Source organism: Spiribacter sp. 1M189 (assembly GCF_040838345.1).
GTDB lineage: Bacteria > Pseudomonadota > Gammaproteobacteria > Nitrococcales > Nitrococcaceae > Spiribacter > Spiribacter insolitus.
In genome coordinates, this window is record NZ_JBAKFF010000001.1 from 1,642,251 (window position 1) to 1,660,253 (window position 18,003).

General features: G+C 64.7%; 19 protein-coding genes. All 19 read right to left on the reverse strand.

What is annotated here, in order from left to right:
• Nucleotides 1-11: 11 nt before the first annotated feature.
• The 19 genes from V6X30_RS08295 to fmt all read right to left on the reverse strand — a co-directional run bounded on the left by V6X30_RS08295 (nt 12) and on the right by fmt (nt 17,982).
• On the reverse strand, nt 12-2,849 hold the full coding sequence (locus tag V6X30_RS08295; RefSeq protein WP_367984144.1) for a 2-oxoglutarate dehydrogenase E1 component: 2,838 nt from the start codon (nt 2,847-2,849) through the stop codon (nt 12-14).
• Between the two features lie 195 nt (nt 2,850-3,044).
• Complete coding sequence (gene tatC / locus V6X30_RS08300) at nt 3,045-3,824, reverse strand: twin-arginine translocase subunit TatC (protein ID WP_367984145.1); 780 nt, start codon at nt 3,822-3,824, stop codon at nt 3,045-3,047.
• Entirely contained in the window at nt 3,821-4,186 is a 366-nt protein-coding gene (gene tatB, locus V6X30_RS08305) for a Sec-independent protein translocase protein TatB (RefSeq protein ID WP_367984146.1), read from the reverse strand. The genes tatC and tatB overlap by 4 nt, the downstream gene beginning before the upstream one ends.
• Before the next feature lie 19 nt (nt 4,187-4,205).
• Nucleotides 4,206-4,472 carry a twin-arginine translocase TatA/TatE family subunit gene (gene tatA / locus V6X30_RS08310; RefSeq protein WP_367984147.1) on the reverse strand — a complete coding sequence of 89 codons (267 nt, stop codon included), beginning with the start codon at nt 4,470-4,472 and terminating at the stop codon, nt 4,206-4,208.
• Nucleotides 4,473-4,494: 22 nt separating this feature from the next.
• Nucleotides 4,495-4,833 (reverse strand): phosphoribosyl-ATP diphosphatase, encoded by a 339-nt coding sequence (locus V6X30_RS08315; protein WP_367984148.1) that lies wholly within the window; start codon nt 4,831-4,833, stop codon nt 4,495-4,497.
• Nucleotides 4,823-5,221 carry a phosphoribosyl-AMP cyclohydrolase gene (hisI, locus tag V6X30_RS08320; protein ID WP_367984149.1) on the reverse strand — a complete coding sequence of 133 codons (399 nt, stop codon included), beginning with the start codon at nt 5,219-5,221 and terminating at the stop codon, nt 4,823-4,825. Before hisI ends, V6X30_RS08315 begins: the two co-directional genes overlap by 11 nt.
• Nucleotides 5,218-5,991, reverse strand: a complete 774-nt coding sequence (gene hisF / locus V6X30_RS08325; protein ID WP_367984150.1) for an imidazole glycerol phosphate synthase subunit HisF — start codon at nt 5,989-5,991, stop codon at nt 5,218-5,220. The genes hisI and hisF overlap by 4 nt, the downstream gene beginning before the upstream one ends.
• A 2-nt stretch (nt 5,992-5,993) precedes the next feature.
• Nucleotides 5,994-6,737 carry a 1-(5-phosphoribosyl)-5-[(5-phosphoribosylamino)methylideneamino]imidazole-4-carboxamide isomerase gene (gene hisA, locus V6X30_RS08330; RefSeq protein ID WP_367984151.1) on the reverse strand — a complete coding sequence of 248 codons (744 nt, stop codon included), beginning with the start codon at nt 6,735-6,737 and terminating at the stop codon, nt 5,994-5,996.
• Nucleotides 6,728-7,366, reverse strand: a complete 639-nt coding sequence (gene hisH / locus V6X30_RS08335; RefSeq protein ID WP_367984152.1) for an imidazole glycerol phosphate synthase subunit HisH — start codon at nt 7,364-7,366, stop codon at nt 6,728-6,730. The genes hisA and hisH overlap by 10 nt, the downstream gene beginning before the upstream one ends.
• Nucleotides 7,367-7,391: 25 nt before the next feature.
• Nucleotides 7,392-7,985, reverse strand: a complete 594-nt coding sequence (hisB, locus tag V6X30_RS08340) for an imidazoleglycerol-phosphate dehydratase HisB (protein WP_367984153.1) — start codon at nt 7,983-7,985, stop codon at nt 7,392-7,394.
• Nucleotides 7,986-8,033: 48 nt separating this feature from the next.
• Nucleotides 8,034-8,489 carry a D-aminoacyl-tRNA deacylase gene (gene dtd / locus V6X30_RS08345; protein WP_367984154.1) on the reverse strand — a complete coding sequence of 152 codons (456 nt, stop codon included), beginning with the start codon at nt 8,487-8,489 and terminating at the stop codon, nt 8,034-8,036.
• Nucleotides 8,486-8,746: a tetratricopeptide repeat protein gene (locus tag V6X30_RS08350; protein ID WP_367984155.1), complete on the reverse strand. Its 261-nt coding sequence runs from the start codon at nt 8,744-8,746 to the stop codon at nt 8,486-8,488. The genes dtd and V6X30_RS08350 overlap by 4 nt, the downstream gene beginning before the upstream one ends.
• 76 nt (nt 8,747-8,822) lie before the next feature.
• Nucleotides 8,823-10,280, reverse strand: a complete 1,458-nt coding sequence (locus V6X30_RS08355; RefSeq protein ID WP_367984156.1) for a TrkH family potassium uptake protein — start codon at nt 10,278-10,280, stop codon at nt 8,823-8,825.
• A 14-nt stretch (nt 10,281-10,294) separates the two neighbouring features.
• On the reverse strand, nt 10,295-11,671 hold the full coding sequence (gene trkA, locus V6X30_RS08360) for a Trk system potassium transporter TrkA (RefSeq protein ID WP_367984157.1): 1,377 nt from the start codon (nt 11,669-11,671) through the stop codon (nt 10,295-10,297).
• A complete protein-coding gene (locus tag V6X30_RS08365) occupies nt 11,668-13,050 on the reverse strand; it encodes a sigma-54-dependent transcriptional regulator (RefSeq protein ID WP_367984158.1) in 1,383 nt (460 codons plus the stop codon). Before V6X30_RS08365 ends, trkA begins: the two co-directional genes overlap by 4 nt.
• A complete protein-coding gene (locus tag V6X30_RS08370) occupies nt 13,047-15,224 on the reverse strand; it encodes a sensor histidine kinase (protein ID WP_367984159.1) in 2,178 nt (725 codons plus the stop codon). The genes V6X30_RS08365 and V6X30_RS08370 overlap by 4 nt, the downstream gene beginning before the upstream one ends.
• Entirely contained in the window at nt 15,221-15,730 is a 510-nt protein-coding gene (locus V6X30_RS08375; RefSeq protein WP_367984160.1) for a DUF4390 domain-containing protein, read from the reverse strand. Before V6X30_RS08375 ends, V6X30_RS08370 begins: the two co-directional genes overlap by 4 nt.
• 37 nt (nt 15,731-15,767) lie before the next feature.
• Nucleotides 15,768-17,078 (reverse strand): 16S rRNA (cytosine(967)-C(5))-methyltransferase RsmB, encoded by a 1,311-nt coding sequence (gene rsmB, locus V6X30_RS08380; protein WP_367984161.1) that lies wholly within the window; start codon nt 17,076-17,078, stop codon nt 15,768-15,770.
• Nucleotides 17,056-17,982: a methionyl-tRNA formyltransferase gene (gene fmt, locus V6X30_RS08385; RefSeq protein ID WP_367984162.1), complete on the reverse strand. Its 927-nt coding sequence runs from the start codon at nt 17,980-17,982 to the stop codon at nt 17,056-17,058. The genes rsmB and fmt overlap by 23 nt, the downstream gene beginning before the upstream one ends.
• Between the last annotated feature and the right edge of the window lie 21 nt (nt 17,983-18,003).

Here is an 18,003-nt window from a genome sequence, read left to right on the forward strand (position 1 = left end):
CCTCGCTCTTTTTATCCGTGAATCTTGCCAAGCGCGTCCGCCACGAGGCGACGCTGCTGCTCATGGTGAACCTTGGCGTAACCCACCGCGGGGGATGCCGACGGATCGCGACCGGCATAAGTGAGTTTCTGCTCGCGGGTTACACACTGCGTGAGGTGATGGTAGATCTGGTACCACGCACCCTGGTTCTTGGGTTCTTCCTGACACCAGACCACCGACTTGGCGGTCTTGTAACGGCGTTTGAGCAGCGCGGAGAGCTGCGCCTCCGGGAACGGATAGAGCTGCTCGATGCGCACGAGGGCCACATCATTCCGCTCCTGCCGGCGACGCTCCTCGAGCAGGTCGTAGTAGACCTTGCCACTGCAAAGCACGACCCGGCGGACATTGCTGGCCTTGACGCCCTCGGTATCGTCGATGACCACCTGAAAATGCCCCCCTGAGAGATCATCGAGCACCGAGGTGGAGAGCTTGTGGCGCAGCAGACTCTTGGGCGTCATGACCACCAGTGGCTTGCGCCAGCGGCGCAGCATCTGGCGACGGATCATGTGGAAGAACTGAGCCGGCGTCGACGGGATGCACACCTGGATATTCTGCTCGGCACAGAGCTGTAGGAAACGCTCGATACGCGCCGAGGAGTGCTCCGGACCCTGACCTTCGTAGCCATGCGGCAGGTAAAGCGCAAGCCCGCAGAGCCGGCCCCATTTGGTCTCACCCGAGGCAATGAACTGATCGATCAGGACCTGCGCGCCGTTGGCGAAATCGCCGAACTGCGCCTCCCAGATCACCATGGTGCGGGGATCGGCCGTTGCATAGCCGTACTCGAACCCGAGCACCGCCTCCTCGGATAGCAGTGAATCGATGACCACGAAGTCATCCGCGCTCTCCGGAATGGTCTTCAGCGGTGTATGCGTGGAGCCATCGACGGCGTTATGGAGGACGGAGTTGCGATGGAAGAAGGTGCCTCGCCCCGAATCCTGACCGGTGAGCCTGACCGCATGATCTTCCTCGAGCAGGCTCGCGTAGGCCATGGTTTCAGCAAAGCCCCAGTCCATTGCCAGCGCGCCGGCAGCCATCTTGCGGCGGCTTTCCATGACCGTGGCAACCCGCGGATTCAGCTCGAAGCCCTCGGGTAGCCGCTGCAGTCGCTCCTGCAGGCTGCGAATACGCTCAACCGACACTGCAGTGTCCACGGGCTCGTCCCAGGCCGCGTCAAAATAGGGCGACCAGTCGACGGTAAAGTCGTTGTCCTGCTCCTCGAGCGCACCCGGCGCGACGACCTGCTCGGCGTCCAGGGCGTCGCGGTATTCGCGCTCCATGCCCCGGGCACGATCCTTGTCGATGACCCCCTCCGACATGAGCTGGTCGGCGTAGAGCCTGCGCACCGACGGCCGTGCCTTGATTTTCCGGTACATCATCGGCTGCGTGGCCGAGGGCTCATCCGCCTCGTTGTGGCCATGCCGCCGATAGCAGATAAGGTCGATGACCACATCGGAGTGGAAGGTGCGCCGATAGTCCATGGCCAGCCGGGTCACGAACAGCACGGCCTCGGGATCATCGCCGTTCACGTGGAATATCGGCGCCTGCACCATCTTCGCCACTTCGGTGCAGTAGAAGGTCGACCGGGTATCCAGCGGATTGGAGGTGGTGAACCCGATCTGGTTGTTGATGACCAGGTGGACGGTGCCCCCGGTGTAAAACCCCCTCGCCTGCGAGAGCTGGAAGGTCTCCATCACGACGCCCTGACCGGCCATGGCGGCGTCACCGTGGATGAGCACGGGAAGGACCGACTCGCCGGTCTCGTCGTCGCGGCGGCGCATCCGGGCGCGAGCCGAGCCCTCGACCACGGGATTGACGATCTCAAGGTGTGAGGGGTTGAAGGCCAATGCCAGATGCAGCGGACCGCCGGGTGTGTCGATGTCCGACGAGTAGCCCATGTGGTACTTCACGTCGCCGGCATTCGCGTGTTCGGGGGCATGCTCGCCCTCGAACTCCGCAAACAGCTCCGCGGGCGACTTGCCCATGATGTTGATGAGCACGTTGAGTCGGCCTCGATGGGCCATGCCCAGCACCAGCTCCTTGACCCCGTGAGCTCCGCCACGCTGGACGATCTCATCAAGCACCGGGATCGTCGCCTCACCACCTTCCAGCGAAAAGCGCTTCTGACCCACGTACTTGCTATTGAGATACTTCTCGATGCCCTCCGCGGCGGTGAGCCGGCCGAGCAGGGCCTGTTTCTGCTCATCATCGAGCTTCGGCTGTGCCTGGGGCTTTTCGAGGCGCTCCTGGATCCAGCGCTTCTGCGCCGTATCGGTGATATGCATGTACTCCGAGCCGATCTTGCCCGAGTACACCCGCTGGACCTGTTCGATAATCTGCCGAAGCGTGAGACGGTCGGGAGCAAACAGCGAGCCCGTATTGAACTCCGTATCCATGTCGGCTTCGGTCAGACCGTGGAAGGCGGGGTCCAGATCGGGAACCTCCGGATACTCCCGCAGATGCAGCGGATCGGTATCGGCGTGCTGATGGCCGCGGACACGATAGGCGTTGATCAGGCGAAGCACCGCCGCCTGCTTCTGGGCCGCCACAGCATCCATGCCTTCGCCGGCGAGCACCGCACGCCCACGGGCGCTGCTGCGTCCCATCTGCTCGAAGGCTTCGCGAATCGGGCCGTGCGGCACATCACGCACCCGCGCGGGATCCATGGACTCGAGGTCGCGGAAATAATCGCGCCAGCGGGGCTCTACGGAGTGGGGATCACTCAGATACTTCTCGTAGAGGGCCTCAATGAAATTCGCATTGGTTCCGTTGAGGTAGGAATGACTGAGCGCTTGCTCAAACGCACCACTCATGGCAGGTCACCTGCGTTTGCGGAGGGAGGACCTCGTTGAACGAGTTTCTGTAAAGATACCGTCGACCGGCTCTAAACACAACAGCGATGGGCACTTAGGGCATTTTTCGCACACTTGTTACGGCCTCACCCACCCAGACCCCTGTTTTTTCTGACGCCCAGGTCAGCAATTACCCCCGGGTAACCCCGGAAGTGATCATGAATTATCGGAATCGGGGCCTACCTCGACAGCCGACGGAGCCTCGAACCAGCGGGAGAAGAAGATACCCAATTCGAACAGCAGCCACACCGGCACGGCCAGCAGCACCTGCGAGATGACATCGGGGGGCGTCAACAGCATGCCGACCGTAAAGGCGGCGACGATCACGTAAGGACGCTTGGCAGCCAGCGCTCGCCGGGTCGTGGCGCCACTGCGAACCAGGAGGATGGTGGCGATCGGCACCTCGAATGCGGCGCCGAAGGCGAAGAAAAGCGCCATGATGAACGACAGGTATTCACCAATGTCGGTCATCATCGACACACCTTCCGGCGTTGCGGCCGCAAAAAACTGGAAAATCAGGGGAAAAACCGCAAAGTATGCAAACGCCATGCCAAGATAGAACAGCAGTATACTGGAGATCAGCAAGGGCCATATGAGCCGTTTCTCATGCCGATAGAGCCCCGGCGCGACGAACGCCCAGAGCTGATAGAGCAGGAACGGGATACTCAGGAAGAACGCGCCGACCAGCGCCACCTTGAGGGGGATCAGGAACGGCGTCGCGACCTGCGTCGCAATCATCGTGGCGCCCTCGGGCAGGACGGCCATCAGTGGGCCGGCCAGCGCCGAATAGAGGGCATCCCGGAAGGGGTAGGCAACGAGGAAGAGCAGCAGGACAACGGCTGCGGAACGAATAAGCCGCGTGCGCAACTCCAGCAGATGACTCAGGAGTGGACGATCCTCGTCCTGATAATCCGGGTCACTGGCAGGATCGGTCACCGGCCGTCTTCTCCCTCGCTTCTGTCGCTGCCAGCAGCCGGCTTGACCGGGCTCTGCTCCGGCGCACCCGCCGCCGGCCCTTCATCTGAGGGCGACGGCGTAGGACTCGCTTCGCCCTTCACGGCCTCGTCCACGTGGCGCTTGGCCTCATTGGCCTGCTGATCCACTGCACGCCGCGTCTCACGGAGCCCCTCGGCATTCACCTCGCGCTCCACCTCGTCACGAATGGACTGGAACGAGGCCCGGGCCCGCCCGGCCCAGAGACCGATCGTGCGCATGAGCCGTGGAAGCCTCTCGGGGCCAACCACCACAAGCGCGATCGCCCCGATGATGAGCAGCTCCCAGAAACTGACATCGAGCATCAGCGGCTACTCCCGACGCTCAGGAACCGCCGCCCGACTTTTCCTTTTCGTCCACCTGCTCCCGCTGCGCGGTCGAAGGCTGTTCCGCGTCCTCACCCTCGTCCTTCTCGAGGCTCTCCTTGCCTTCCTTGGCGGCTTTCTCACTCTCGCTCATGGCGCTCTTGAACCCCTTAAGCGCGCCACCCAGGTCGGAGCCCACGTTACGAAGCTTCTTGGTGCCGAAGAGCAACAGGACAATGACCAGGATCAGCAGCAGTGACCAGGGACTAATTCCACCAGGACCCATCTTGGACTACCTCCAGCATGTGCTATCGGGCGCTATCGCCCTTGTTGTCCCGCGCCGCTTTCTCGGTGACCCCGGAGAGCCCGAAGCGACGCTCGAGCTCTGCGAGTACGGCCTCGGAGTCGAGCCCGCAGTGGGAAAGCATGACAAGACTATGGAACCACAAATCCGCGGTTTCATAAACGATGTCGTCGCGATTGCCATTCTTGGCCGCGATGACGGTTTCGGTACACTCCTCGCCGACCTTGCGCAGGATGCGGTCGATGCCTGCCGCGTGCAGCCCGGCGACATAGGACTGTTGCGGATCGGCCGCCCGCCGGGCCTCGAGCACCTCATCGAGGCGCCGGAGTATCTCATCGCTCACTGTTGCTGCCCCCGTACATGGCCGCAGGATCCTTACGGACCGACTCGACAACCCGCCATTGACCGTCATCCAGCCGCCTGTAAAAGCAGCTGCGCCGCCCGGTGTGGCAGGCGACACCGCCGACCTGCTGTACCTGCAGAAGCAGTGTATCGCCGTCACAGTCCATCGCTATGCCCCTGACACGCTGAACATTGCCCGAGGACTCGCCCTTGTGCCAGGGCCGCTGCCGTGACCGGGACCAGTAAACGGCCTCCCCGGTGGTGAGTGTCGACTCCAGCGCCTGCCGATTCATCCAGGCCATCATCAACACCCGGCCATCATCGACATCCTGGGCAATCACGGGCACCAGGCCGTCGGCGTTCCAGGCTACCTCATCCAGCCAGCTCATCGGCGCACCTCGATACCCGCAGCCGCCATGTAATCCTTCGCCTCGGCAATCGTGTACTCGCCGAAGTGGAAGATGCTCGCCGCCAGCACGGCATCGGCATGCCCGTCGATCACCCCATCGACCAGATCCTGGAGACGACCGACGCCACCCGAGGCGATCATGGGCACACCGGCGCGATCTGAAATCGCTCGATTCAGCGCGTTGTCGAAGCCGATCCGGGTGCCATCGCGATCCATGCTGGTCACCAGCAACTCGCCTGCGCCGGCCTCGGCCATCCGCTCCGCCCATTCCACGGCATCGAGTCCAGTGGGCTTGCGTCCGCCGTGGGTGAACACCTCCCAGCGGGGCTCGGCCACGGTGCCGCCATGGCGCTTGGCATCGACGGCGACGACGATGCACTGCGAGCCGAATCGCTCGGCGGCCTCGCGGACCAGGTCGGGCTCGCGGATGGCCGCCGTGTTGATGGACACCTTGTCGGCACCGGCGTTGAGCATGCGCCGGACATCGGCCACCGAGCGGATGCCCCCGCCCACGGTCAGCGGGATGAATACCTCCGAGGCCACTGCCTCGACCATATGCACCAGCGTATCCCGTTCTTCATGACTGGCCGTGATATCGAGAAAGGTGAGCTCGTCGGCACCGGCGCGATCATAGCGACGGGCAATCTCGACCGGATCTCCCGCATCGCGGATGTCCACGAACTTCACGCCCTTGACAACCCGACCGGCGTCAATGTCCATGCAGGGAATGATCCGGCGCGCGACACCCATGTTCAATCGCCCTTCACAAGCTGGTCGGCCAGACCCTGGGCCTCCGCCAGATCAATGCTGCCTTCATACAGCGCCCGGCCGACAATGGCGCCGCTGATGCCGGCATCCGCCACGGCACATAGCGCGCGGACATCGTCGAGGTTGGTGACACCGCCGGAGGCAATGACGGGAATATCGATGGCCCGGGCCAGTTCAGCGGTGGCTTCGGCATTGGCGCCACGCATCATTCCGTCGCGTCCGATGTCGGTGAACACAATGGAGTCCACACCGGCATCCTCGAAACGGCGGGCAAGATCACTGGCAGCGGTCTCCGAGACGCTCGCCCAGCCATCGGTGGCGACACGACCCTCCCGGGCATCAAGACCGACGATGATATGACCGGGAAACTCCAGACAGGCGTCATCCACGAAATGCGGAGCACGCACGGCCTGGGTGCCGATGATCACATGATTGACGCCGACATCCAGGTAGGTCTGGATCACCTCGAAGCTACGGATCCCGCCGCCGACCTGAACACCCACCGCTGGGTGAGCTTCGGCGATCCGGCCGATGATGTCCGCGTTAATCGGGAAGCCGGCCACGGCCCCGTCCAGATCGACCAGGTGCAGCCGGCGGGCGCCGGCCCTGACCCAGCGGTCGGCAACGGCGAGCGGATCCTCGGAGAATACGGTCTCGTCATCCATGCGCCCCTGGCGCAGGCGGACACATTTGCCATCCTTGAGGTCAATGGCGGGGATCAGCTGCATGGCTCTCCATCCCAGGACAGGAAATTTTTCAGCAGTTGCAGCCCCGGCTGCTGACTTTTCTCGGGGTGAAACTGCGTGGCGAAGACGTTGGCCGCCCCGATGGCCGCCGCGAACGAGGCACCATACTCGCTCCGGCCCTGAACAATGGACTCGTCATCGGGATCGACATAATAGCTATGCACGAAGTAGAACCGTGTCTCATCGGCAATGCCGGCGAAAAGCGGATGCCGGCGTACCTGACGGAGACGATTCCAGCCCATATGCGGGATCTTGAGGCGGGGGTCATCGCCGGTCAGTCGACGGAAATGGCGCACGGTACCGGGGAAATGGCCAAGCGCCTCGACGCCCTCGTTCTCCTCGCTGCGGGTCATCAGCGCCTGCATGCCCATGCAGATACCCAGAAACGGCCGATCCCGCATCACTCGATCCAGCACATCGATGAGCTCATGGCGGTGGAGTGCACTCATGCAGTCGCGCACCGCGCCCTGGCCCGGGAACACGACCCGCTCGGCGGCATCAATCACGGCCGGGTCATCGGTCACGTGCACCTGCGGCGCCCCGACATGGACCAGCGCCCTCTCCACGGAACGCAGGTTACCCATGCCGTAGTCGATCACCGCGATGCTCATCGCCGAGGCCTCCCGTTCAATCCGTTCAGAGCGCCCCCTTGGTGGAAGGCAGTGCATCGCCCAGCCGCGGATCGGGTGAACAGGCCATTCGCAACGCCCGCCCGCCCGCCTTGAAAAGCGTCTCGGCGATGTGATGGGCATTTTCACCCTGCAGGGCATCCATGTGCAGCGTCACCGCCGCATGACTGGCAAAGCCCTGCCAGAACTCCCTCACCAGCTGGGTATCGAACCCGCCGATACGCTCGACCGGAAAGGCGGCACGAAAGAAGAGTCCGGGGCGGCCGGAGAAGTCCACCACCACCCGCGACAGCGCTTCGTCCAGCGGGCAGAAGGCGTGGCCATAACGTGCCACGCCACGCTTGTCGCCCACTGCGGCGGCGAAGGCCTGCCCCAGCGTGATGCCGACGTCCTCGACGGTGTGATGGGCATCGATATGCAGATCGCCCTCGGCGGCGACATTCAGGTCAAAAAGACCATGCCGGGCCAGCTGATCCAGCATGTGGTCAAAGAAGCCAACACCGGTGCGGCGCTCACCATCGCCACTGCCGTCGAGGTCGAGGCTCACGCGGATCTGTGTTTCCAGCGTGTTGCGCTCAATGGTTGCCTTGCGTTCGCTCATCGGTTGGATCGCCTCTCTGCCGTCGCGGCGCAGGATAGCATGCCGCCGTTACGGCCGTGAGCGGGGAGGAACCGTCAGCCAGAACGTGACCGGGCCGTCATTGCAGAGGCTCACCTGCATATCGGCGCCGAAGACGCCGGCGGCCACCGGCGAATGACACTCTCGGGCGGCTGCCTCCAGATCCACGAACCGAGACTGCGCCTCGGCAGGATCAGCGCCCCCGGAAAACCCGGGCCGCGAGCCCTTGCGAGTATCCGCCACCAGCGTGAACTGGGGCACCAGCAACAGACCACCTCCGGTATCGGCGAGGCTGCGGTTCATGCGCCCCGCGTCATCAGCAAAAACCCGGTAACCGAGCAGGCGCTCCAGCAACCGCCGTCCCGTCGCGGCGTCATCTCCGGCCTCCACGCCGACGAGCACGAGCAACCCCTGCCCGATGGCAGCCACCGACTCGCCATCGATGCGCACCTCAGCATGAGTGACGCGCTGTAGCAGCCCGATCATTCGCCTTCCAGTCGCTTCAGGCGCACCTCAAGCTCGCGCACGATCTGCATGTCCCCGCGACGACGTGCGGCCTCCAGCCCTTGGCGGAAGGTCGCTGCCGCGGCCTCGGTGTCACCGGCCTTCAGCTGCAGACGCCCAAGCGCCCGCCAGGCCGCCGAGTAGTCAGGGTCGAACTCGATGGCCTTGTGCAGGTGCCCAACGGCCTCCGCGGTATCCCCCTCCCGGGCCATGGCTTCACCCAGCGTCAGGCGGGGCATCGCCCCGTCCCGGCCACCTTCAATCATCTTCCGGAGTGCGTTGATATCCATGACGCAGAGACTAGCAATCCCGGCGTCACCGCCGCCAGAAGGCCGGCGTGAACAGCACGAGCAGCGTGAAGATCTCCAGTCGCCCCATGATCATGGCCACACACATCACCAGCTTGGGTCCGTCACCGACGCTGGCGAAATTGGCCGCCACCTCACCCAGCGCCGGACCGAGGTTGGCCAGCCCGGAGGCCACCGCCGAGAAGGCCGTTATCTGATCGAGCCCCATGGCGAGCATGATCAACATCAGCAGCACGAAGAGCAGCACATAGGCCGCAAAAAACCCCCAGACCGCATCGATCACCCGCTCGTTCACGGGGCGGTCACCCACCTTGACCGGTATCTGCGCCTGGGGATGGATCAGACGCAGGATCTCACGACCACCCTGGCGCCAGAGCAGAAGCACGCGGATCACTTTCAGGCCGCCCGAAGTGGAGTTGGCACAGCCGCCAACCACCGCCACGAACAGCAGGAGCACGGGCAGAAAGGCCGGCCACACATAGTATGAGGCCGTGGTATAGCCCGTGGTGGTCGCGAACGAGACGACCTGGAAGATGGCGTGATGCCAGGTCTCTTCCAGGGGCAGGTTGTGGGCGGCCTGATAGATCAGCAACCCGCCCAGCATGAGGAAAGTGACCACGGCAAGCACGGTCAGGAAGGTGACCAGCTCGGGGTCGGTCCGCCAGGGCTCCGTGCTCATCCGTCGCCAGGCCATGAAATGCAGCGAGTAGTTAAGCGCCGAAATGATCATGAACACCACCGCGATCATTTCGATCAGGGCGCTGTCGTAGTACCCCATGCTCGCATCGTGCGTGGAGAAGCCACCGGTGGCGATGGTCGTGAACGAGTGACCGATTGCATCGAACGCGGTCATGCCCGCCAGCCAGTAGGCAATGGCGCAGGCTACCGTCAGGCCCAGATAGATGTACCACAGGGCCTTGGCGGTCTCGGCGATCCTCGGCGTGAGCTTGGCATCCTTGACCGGGCCCGGAAGTTCGGCCCGATAAAGCTGCATGCCGCCAATGCCCAGCATCGGCAGGATGGCCACCGCGAGCACAATGATGCCCATGCCGCCAAGCCACTGCAGCTGCTGGCGGTAGTACTGGATCGACAGGGGCAGATCGTCAATGCCGACAATCGTCGTCGCGCCCGTGGTCGTCAGCCCGGAGATGCTCTCGAACAGGGCGTCCACCAGGGACAGGCTCACCGCGTTCTGGAGCACCAGCGGGACGGCGCCCGCCATACCAAGGACCACCCAGAACATCGCCACAACGAAAAACCCGTCGCGGGTGCGCAGTTCACGCCGCGAGCGGCGGACCGGCAGCCAGAGCAGGGCGCCCAGGGCAAGCAGCAAGCCGAAGGTGAGGAAAAAAGCCATGGCGACGCCATCGGCCATGGCTACGCCGATCAGCCCCGGCGGCAGCATGGTGATGCTGAAGACCATCAGCAGAACACCCAGCACGCGCTGAACGGCATCGGGATGCATGGATTACGCTCCTCCTAGAGGAAGGTGACGCCCACCGAGAAGAGCTTTTCGACGTCGGCGAGGCGGCTCTTGTCGACCAGGAACAGGATGACGTGATCCTCGGGCTCGATGACCGTGTCATGATGCGCCATCACCACCTCGTCTCCACGGACAATGGCGCCGATGGTCGTGCCCCTTGGCAGGCGGATCTGATCAATGCGCCGGCCCACCACTTCGGAACTGCCCGCATCACCATGGGCAATGGCCTCGATGGCCTCGGCGGCACCGCGGCGCAGGCTATGCACCGTGGCGACATCGCCGCGCCGGATATGCGCCAGCAGACTGCCGATCGTGGCCTGCTGTGGCGAAATGGCCACATCGATATCGTCGCTGGACTGGATGAGATCCACATAGGCGGCCCGGTTGATCAGTGCCATGACCGTCCGCGCGCCGCGCCGCTTGGCGAGCATGGCCGAGAGGATGTTGGCCTCGTCATCATTGGTCAGCGCGCAGAATACATCGGTGTTCTCGATATTCTCCTCGAGCAGCAGATCCTCATCCGCCGCATCACCATGCAGCACGATGGTCTTCTTGAGCTCATCGGCGATCATCCGGCATTGGGCCGGGTTCTGCTCGATGATCTTGACCTGGTAGCGCGTCTCAAGGGCTTTCGCCAGTCGCGTGCCGATATTGCCGCCACCGGCGAGCATGATGCGCTTGACCGGCTTGTCGAGCCGCCGCAGCTCGCTCATCACCGCGCGGATGTTCTTGCGGGCCGCCACGAAGAACACCTCGTCGCCGGCCTCGATGACGGTATCCCCCTCCGGGATGATGGCGCTGCCGCGGCGGTAGATGGCGGCGACCCGGGTCTGCACGCCCGGCACATGCTCGCGTAGCGTCCGCAGCTCTTGGCCAACCAGCGGGCCGCCGTAATAGGCCCTCACCCCCACCAGGCGGACCTTGCCGTCGGCGAAGTCCATGACCTGAAGCGCCCCGGGATGCTCGATGAGACGGCGGACGTACTGCGTGACCAGCTGCTCCGGACTGATCAGCACGTCGATCGGTAGGGCATCGGGGGCAAAGATCTGCGGATGTGACAGATACTCCACGGCCCGCACCCGGGCGATCTTGCTGGGCGTATGAAACAGGGTGGAGGCGATCTGGCAGGCCACCATGTTGGCCTCGTCCGAATCGGTCACTGCAATGATCATGTCGGCATCATCCGCGCCCGCCCGCTCAAGCACCGCCGGATGGGTGCCGTTACCGACCACCGTGCGCAGGTCAAGCCGATCCTGAAGCCCCTGGAGGATCTGTGCATTCCGGTCGACCACCGTAATGTCGTTGTCCTCATTGGTCAGATTGGTGGCAACCGTACCCCCGACCTGGCCCGCGCCGAGAATGATGATTTTCATGCCCGTCCCCCACTGGTCTCGCCACCTTCACGCGGATCGATGCCCAAAGACCGGAGTTTTCGGTACAGATGAGTCCGCTCCATGCCTGCCAGCCGGGCGAGCTGCGCCACACTGCCATCGGCACGCTGCAGTTGCTTCTGCAGATAGGCCCGCTCGAAATGCTCGCGCGCCTCGCGCAGGGGCAGATCCAGAGACAGGGCCGGCGGCCAGTCGCTCTCCGCGCTGTCCGCCTGGACGACCGAAAGGGCCGATTCCACTTCGTCGACGTCGATATCGAGCCCGTCGCCGAGCACCAGCAGGCGCTGGACGAGATTGCACAGCTCGCGGACATTGCCAGGCCAGTCGTGGTTGCGCAGCCGGTTCTGCGCCGCCACGGTGAAGCGTCGGTAATCGAGCTGCTCGGCATCCACGAGGCGGTCGACATAGAACGCCACCAGTTCGGGGATATCCTCGGCATGCTCCCGCAGTGGCGGGACTGACATCGGAATCACGCTGAGCGCATAGGCCAGATCCTGGCGGAATCGTCCGGTGACGGCCTCGGCGGCGGGATCATGGCGGGTGACCGCAATCATGCGCACGTCAAGCGGGATGCGCTGCGCCCCCCCTACACGCTGGAATGCACCGGCGTCGATCGCCGATGCCAGCCGGGTCTGCGCCTCATCGTCCAGGTCCATCGCCCCATCGAGGATCAGCGTGCCCCCGGCCGCCGACTCGAGCCGGCCGGGCGTCACCCGGCCACCCTCCTCCTGACCGAAAAGCTCCTCAGCCGCGGACTGACCGGCAATGGTGCCGGCGGCGACTTCCACCAGCGGGCCATTGCATCGAGGGCTGAGTTGGTGGATGTGGCGGGCGAGGCATTTCCGGCCGCTGCCCGGTTCCCCCGTGATGAGCACCCAGCTGTCGCTGGCCGCCACCCGTTCCGCCTGTTCGCGGAGATTGCGCATGGCCGTGCTGCGGCCGACCGGCTCAATGATCGTCGACGACCCACCCGCCTCGGCGGTTGCGGCCATCTGCTGCTGGAGGGCCTGTCCGACCGTGGCGATCAGCTTGCCCATCGATAGTGGCTTTTCGACGAAATCCACCGCCCCCTGGCGGGTTGCCTCGACCGCCGTTTCCACGGTGCCGTGCCCCGAGATCATCACCACCGGAAAGGCCGGTGTTCCGCCACCGGCCCATTCCCTGAGCAGCGAGATACCGTCCTCACCCGGCATCCAGATATCCAGCAGAACGAGATCCGGCTGACGGGCATGCAGCAGGGCACGCGCCTCCGAACCGCTCTCGGCGGTCGCTACCTCGTAGCCCTCGTCCTCCAGGATTTCCCGGACGAGTCCACGAATATCAGGCTCGTCGTCGACGACCAGTACATAGCCCTTGCTCATTGCTCGTTCCCTTGCCGGGCGTCACCCGGCATGACCCGGGGCAGGCGCACGGAGATCCGGGCGCCACCGTCAACGTTGCGGGCGCCTATCATGCCATTGTGCTCCTCGACAATCTTCTTGACGATGGCGAGCCCCAGCCCAGAGCCGCGCGGCTTGGTGCTGACATACGGCTCGAAGAGCTGATTGAGCATGGATTCCGCAAAACCGGGCCCGTTGTCCTGAACGTCGAGCTCGATCATGTCCGCGTAACGCCCGCTACCCTGGCGGGTCGCCACCACCACGCGGCAATGACCGGCTTCTCCGGCCTCGAGGGCATTGCGCAGCAGGTTATTGAGCAACTGCCTGAGACGCCCCGGATCCGCCTGCAGCCATGGCAGATCCTCGTCGAGGTCGAGACGGAATGCCGGTTGCTCCGGCTCACCCTGGTAGAGTTCCACCACCTCGCGCACCAGCGCATTGAGATCCACCGCCTGCGGCCGCAGTGCCGGCGGTCTGGCATATTCCGAAAATGCCTGGACCATCTCTTTCATGGCCTCGACCTGGTGGATGATGGTCTCAGTGGAGCGCTGCAGAAGCGCCGCCTCATCGCCCCCGAGCCGCGTACCCACCTTGTGCTGCAGGCGCTCCGCAGAGAGCTGGATGGGTGTCAGCGGGTTGCGGATTTCATGTGCCAGACGCCGGGCGACCTCACCCCAGGCGGCATCGCGCTGCGCCTGGATAAGCGTGGTCACGTCGTCAAAGACGATCACCTCGCCACCCCGTTCTCCTTCGCCCGGCAGCGTGGCACCGCTACAGATCAGCGCCCGTCGGCCCTCGCTGGTGTCAAGGCTGAGCTCGGCGCGCCATTCCGGTTCCGGCGACTGTCGATAGCCCGCGACCAGATCGACGAAGGGGCCGAAGTCGGGATAGCGGCTGACAAGGGCCGAGAGCGGACGACCGATGCCCTCGCTGAGCGGCACGGAGAGGATGGCACTGGCCGCCTGATTGTAGGTACGCAGGCTGCCGTCCGGCGCCAGGGCCAGCACCCCCGAGGACAGCCGCCCGAGTACGGTCTCCAGGTAGGCCCGCTGTGATTCCACCAGCTCCTGGCTGTGCCGGGCCGCGTCACGCACGTCCGCCACCCGCCGGCTCATGTCATTGAACGAACGCACCAGATAACCCAGTTCGTCATTGCCGCCGGGCGCCAGCTGGGTGCCATACTCGCCCGCCGCCATGGCCCGGGTTCCCTCGGCCAGCCGGCTGACCGGCGCCACCAGACGACGGGCAAGGTAGAAGGCGGACCAGACCGCGAACAACAGCGACAGAAGCAGCACCAGCGACAGCGTCAGGCTGAAACTGTCCTTCAACGGCCCGCGTAGATAGGCAAGCTCGCGATATTCACTGAATGCCGTCTCCACCTCTGCCGCGAGGTTGTCGATACGTGGCGAGACCTGGAAAAGCCCCTGCAATACGCGGTTACTGCCGGGCCCGCCGGGGCCGGGCGCCGGCACCAGGGCGCGGACATGGAGGCCTGCGTTTTCGATGGGATCGAGGCCCACATAGGGGCGGCCCTGGCGCAGCTGAAGGAGGATGCTCTCCTCCGGCCGGTGCGGCAGGATATCCGCGGTATCAACACTGCTCGCGGCGATGATGCGGCCGTTCTCGCCGAGCAGGGCCAGCTCTGAGGCACCGGTACGTGCACGCAGGTCACCCAGCGTGATGGGCGCCATCTCCTCAGTGACATCCGCCAGATCCCTGGCGGCGTCCTGCAGCCGTTGCTGCATGTCGCGCATGCGCTGATCGAGAGAGGCCTGGGAGAGTGCCAGCGCGTCATCGAGTGCGTTCTCGACGCGCACATCGAACCAGCTGTCCACCCCGCGCTGCAGAAACTGCATGGAAAAACCGTAAACCACCAGACCGGGCACCACCGCGAGGACTACGAAAAGCGCCATCAGCCGAAGGGTCAGGCGACTGCCCGTCTCGCGTGCCCGAACCGACCTCACCAGACGCCAGAGGTTATTGACGATCAGGCCGAGCAGAGCCACCAGAACCACGCCGTTGATCAGCAGCAGCCAGAGGTAGAGGCGGCCGAAGCGCACGGAGTTCTCAGTGGCGGCACTCAGAAGATAGAGCGAGAGGATCAGCAGGACACTCAGCAGAATCCTCACGATCGCCTGGCGGGGAAGCTGCATCATGGCGACAACTCCCTGTATATCGGCTCGCTGCGGAGCTGCCAGTCGGGATTGATCCACGCCACCATGCGCAACAGTCGGGGGAGCTTATCCACCTCCAGGCTCGTATCCAGGCGCAGGCGGTAGTCCCCGCCCTCATCGAGGCGGTCAACACGCATCACCGGCCATGCCTGGATCCGGCCCAGGCGCAGCAGCAAGGCATCGAGGCTGCGGTAGCTCCGGGATTCACCGCTCTCGAGCCAGGTGAGCACGTAGCGGCGACTGATGGCGTGATACTGGAGCCGGTAGCGGCGCTGCTGGCTGACGACAACGGCATCCCGCCACCACCAGCGAGCCTGCTGGAGGCGCAGCCGCTGCACGATGACCAGCGCGACCCCGTTCTCCAGCGCCTCGGTCGCCGTGCTGCTGAGCGCATAGTCGATGCGCGCGTCGGCCAGCATCAGCTGATCCTCCACGCGGATATCCAGCTCACTGACTTTGAACCCATCGGTCTGTGCGAAGACGGCCATCGCCATCAGCAGCAGAATGAATCCGATTGCAGCGCGCTCAGCGTTTTTCGAGGCAGGCATAGTAAAAGCCATCAACACCGGCATCGCCGGTGAGAATCTGTTGACCGTACCCAACCCGCTGGCCCACGGGAAGCGCCGGATCCACCGCCTGTGCATCCGGCGCGTCCTGCATGAACGCGGCGATCACGGCTTCATTCTCCGCCGCCAGAATGGAGCAGGTGCAATAGACCAGACGCCCGCCACGGGCCAGCAACGGCCACAAGGCATCCAGCAGGCGACGCTGATTGGCCTGTAAACGAGGCGGGTCGTCGGCGCGACGTAACCATTTGATATCCGGATGCCGGCGGATGACACCGGTTCCTGAACAAGGCGCATCGAGGAGTATCCGCTCAAATGGGCGGCCATCCCACCACTCATCCGTCGCAGCCGCATCCGCGACCCGGCATTCCGCCGCCAGCCCGAGGCGCTGCAGGGTGCCCGTGACACGCTGCAGACGCGCCTCATCCACATCCAGCGCAAGGAGCGCTGCGTCGGAACGCTCAAGCGCATGCGCGGCCTTGCCGCCGGGTGCGGCGCAGGCATCCAGCACTCGATCTCCCGCCGCCGGCGACAGCAGCTCGACGGCCAGTTGCGCGGCACCATCCTGGACCGAGCAGTCACCGTCCTCAAAGCCGGGAAGAAGGCTCACGGCAATCGGTTGCTCCAGGACCAGCGCATCGGGGAACCCGTCCAGGGTCCGCGCGGGCAGTCCCGCCTCCGCGAGTCGCTGCTGATAGCCGGCAACGGATTGACGTCGGCGATTGACCCGCAAGGTCATCGGTGCGCGGGTATTCTGGGCCTCGAGCAGTGAGTCCCAGGCGTCCGGCCAGTCATGCCTGAGCTGGGTCAACAGCCAGTCGGGTACCGAAGTCCGGACCGACGGCGCTGCATCAACCAGGGCCAGGCAGGCATCCCGCTCGCGCTGGAAACGTCGCAGCAAGGCGTTGATGAGCCGGGCGGCCCAATGCTTGCCCCGGCCACGGGCGACGGCGACCGTCTCCGAAACCGCGGCGTGGGCCGGAACATCCATGGCGACAAGCTGCTGCAGACCGATCTCCACCAGCAATGCCATGTCCTGGTCACGACTGCGTAATGATTTATGCAGAAGCCGGTCGCGAATGGCTCCAAGACGCCGATGATGACGCAGGACGCCGTAGGCGATCGCCCGGCAGAATCCGGCGTCCCGACTGTCTGCATCCGCCGGCACGTACTCGGCCAGGGCGGCATCCAGCGATCGCCCGCCGACGAGAACAGCGAACAGCACATCCAGCGCGGTATCCCGCGGGTTAAAGGAGGGTTTCGCCGACATGCACCGTATGTCCGCGCAGGAAATCGGCCACCGCCTGAGCCCGACCCCCGGACGCCTGCACCTGGAGCAGTCGAAGCACACCGTCGCCGGTCTGCACGTCGATGCCCTCCTCACTCACCGCGAGCACCTCTCCGGGGGCAGCGGTTGTGGCTGGATCAGGCATGGCCCATGCTGCCCATATCTTCAGTGGCGAATGATCGCGGTGACAACGCATCACCGGCCAGGGATTGAAGGCCCGCACCCGGCGGGCGAGTGAATCCGCGTCCATATGCCAGTCAACACGGGCTTCTTCGGTGGTGATCTTGTCGGCGTAGGTCACCCCTTCCGCCGGCTGGTCGCTGGCGCCGATCCGACCGGCCAGCCAGTCGTTCAGCGTGCTCGCAAGCAGCTCGGCGCCCATGTCGGCAAGCCGGTCATGCAGAGTTGAGGCCGTTTCCTCCGTGCCAATGGATGTGGAGCGACAGGCCACCACCGGCCCGGTATCCAGGCCGGCGGCCATTTCCATCAGGCAGACGCCACTCTCCTCGTCGCCCGCCTCGATGGCGCGCTGGATAGGCGCCGCCCCCCGCCAGCGCGGGAGTAGCGAGGCGTGGATATTGAGGCAACCCTGCGTGGGTATGGCCAACACCGCGGGCGGGAGAATGAGACCGTAGGCGGCGACCACCATGGCATCCGGCGCATGGCCGGCCAGGCGGGCCTGAGCCGCGGGATCACGGAGGCTTTCGGGCTGCTCCACCACGAGCCCGTGCTCAAGGGCAAGGGTCTTGACGGGAGACGCCCGCAGCCGCCGTCCCCGGCCTGCCGGCCGATCGGGCTGCGTATACACAGCGGCCACCCGATAGCCGGAGTCGATCAATGCCTCGAGCGCCGGTACGGCGAATGCCGGCGTCCCGGCATAGACCACCCGTGGCGCGTCGTGCGTGGC

Coding starts and splice junctions, on each gene's coding strand:
- V6X30_RS08295 (WP_367984144.1), bottom strand. CDS start 2,849: ATGAGTGGTGCGTTTGAGCAAGCGCTCAGTCATTCCTACCTCAACGGA.
- tatB (WP_367984146.1), bottom strand. CDS start 4,186: ATGCTCGATGTCAGTTTCTGGGAGCTGCTCATCATCGGGGCGATCGCG.
- tatA (WP_367984147.1), bottom strand. CDS start 4,472: ATGGGTCCTGGTGGAATTAGTCCCTGGTCACTGCTGCTGATCCTGGTC.
- hisI (WP_367984149.1), bottom strand. CDS start 5,221: ATGAGCTGGCTGGATGAGGTAGCCTGGAACGCCGACGGCCTGGTGCCC.
- hisF (WP_367984150.1), bottom strand. CDS start 5,991: ATGGGTGTCGCGCGCCGGATCATTCCCTGCATGGACATTGACGCCGGT.
- hisA (WP_367984151.1), bottom strand. CDS start 6,737: ATGCAGCTGATCCCCGCCATTGACCTCAAGGATGGCAAATGTGTCCGC.
- hisH (WP_367984152.1), bottom strand. CDS start 7,366: ATGAGCATCGCGGTGATCGACTACGGCATGGGTAACCTGCGTTCCGTG.
- hisB (WP_367984153.1), bottom strand. CDS start 7,985: ATGAGCGAACGCAAGGCAACCATTGAGCGCAACACGCTGGAAACACAG.
- dtd (WP_367984154.1), bottom strand. CDS start 8,489: ATGATCGGGCTGCTACAGCGCGTCACTCATGCTGAGGTGCGCATCGAT.
- V6X30_RS08350 (WP_367984155.1), bottom strand. CDS start 8,746: ATGCCCCGCCTGACGCTGGGTGAAGCCATGGCCCGGGAGGGGGATACC.
- V6X30_RS08355 (WP_367984156.1), bottom strand. CDS start 10,280: ATGCATCCCGATGCCGTTCAGCGCGTGCTGGGTGTTCTGCTGATGGTC.
- trkA (WP_367984157.1), bottom strand. CDS start 11,671: ATGAAAATCATCATTCTCGGCGCGGGCCAGGTCGGGGGTACGGTTGCC.
- V6X30_RS08365 (WP_367984158.1), bottom strand. CDS start 13,050: ATGAGCAAGGGCTATGTACTGGTCGTCGACGACGAGCCTGATATTCGT.
- V6X30_RS08370 (WP_367984159.1), bottom strand. CDS start 15,224: ATGATGCAGCTTCCCCGCCAGGCGATCGTGAGGATTCTGCTGAGTGTC.
- V6X30_RS08375 (WP_367984160.1), bottom strand. CDS start 15,730: ATGGCCGTCTTCGCACAGACCGATGGGTTCAAAGTCAGTGAGCTGGAT.
- rsmB (WP_367984161.1), bottom strand. CDS start 17,078: ATGTCGGCGAAACCCTCCTTTAACCCGCGGGATACCGCGCTGGATGTG.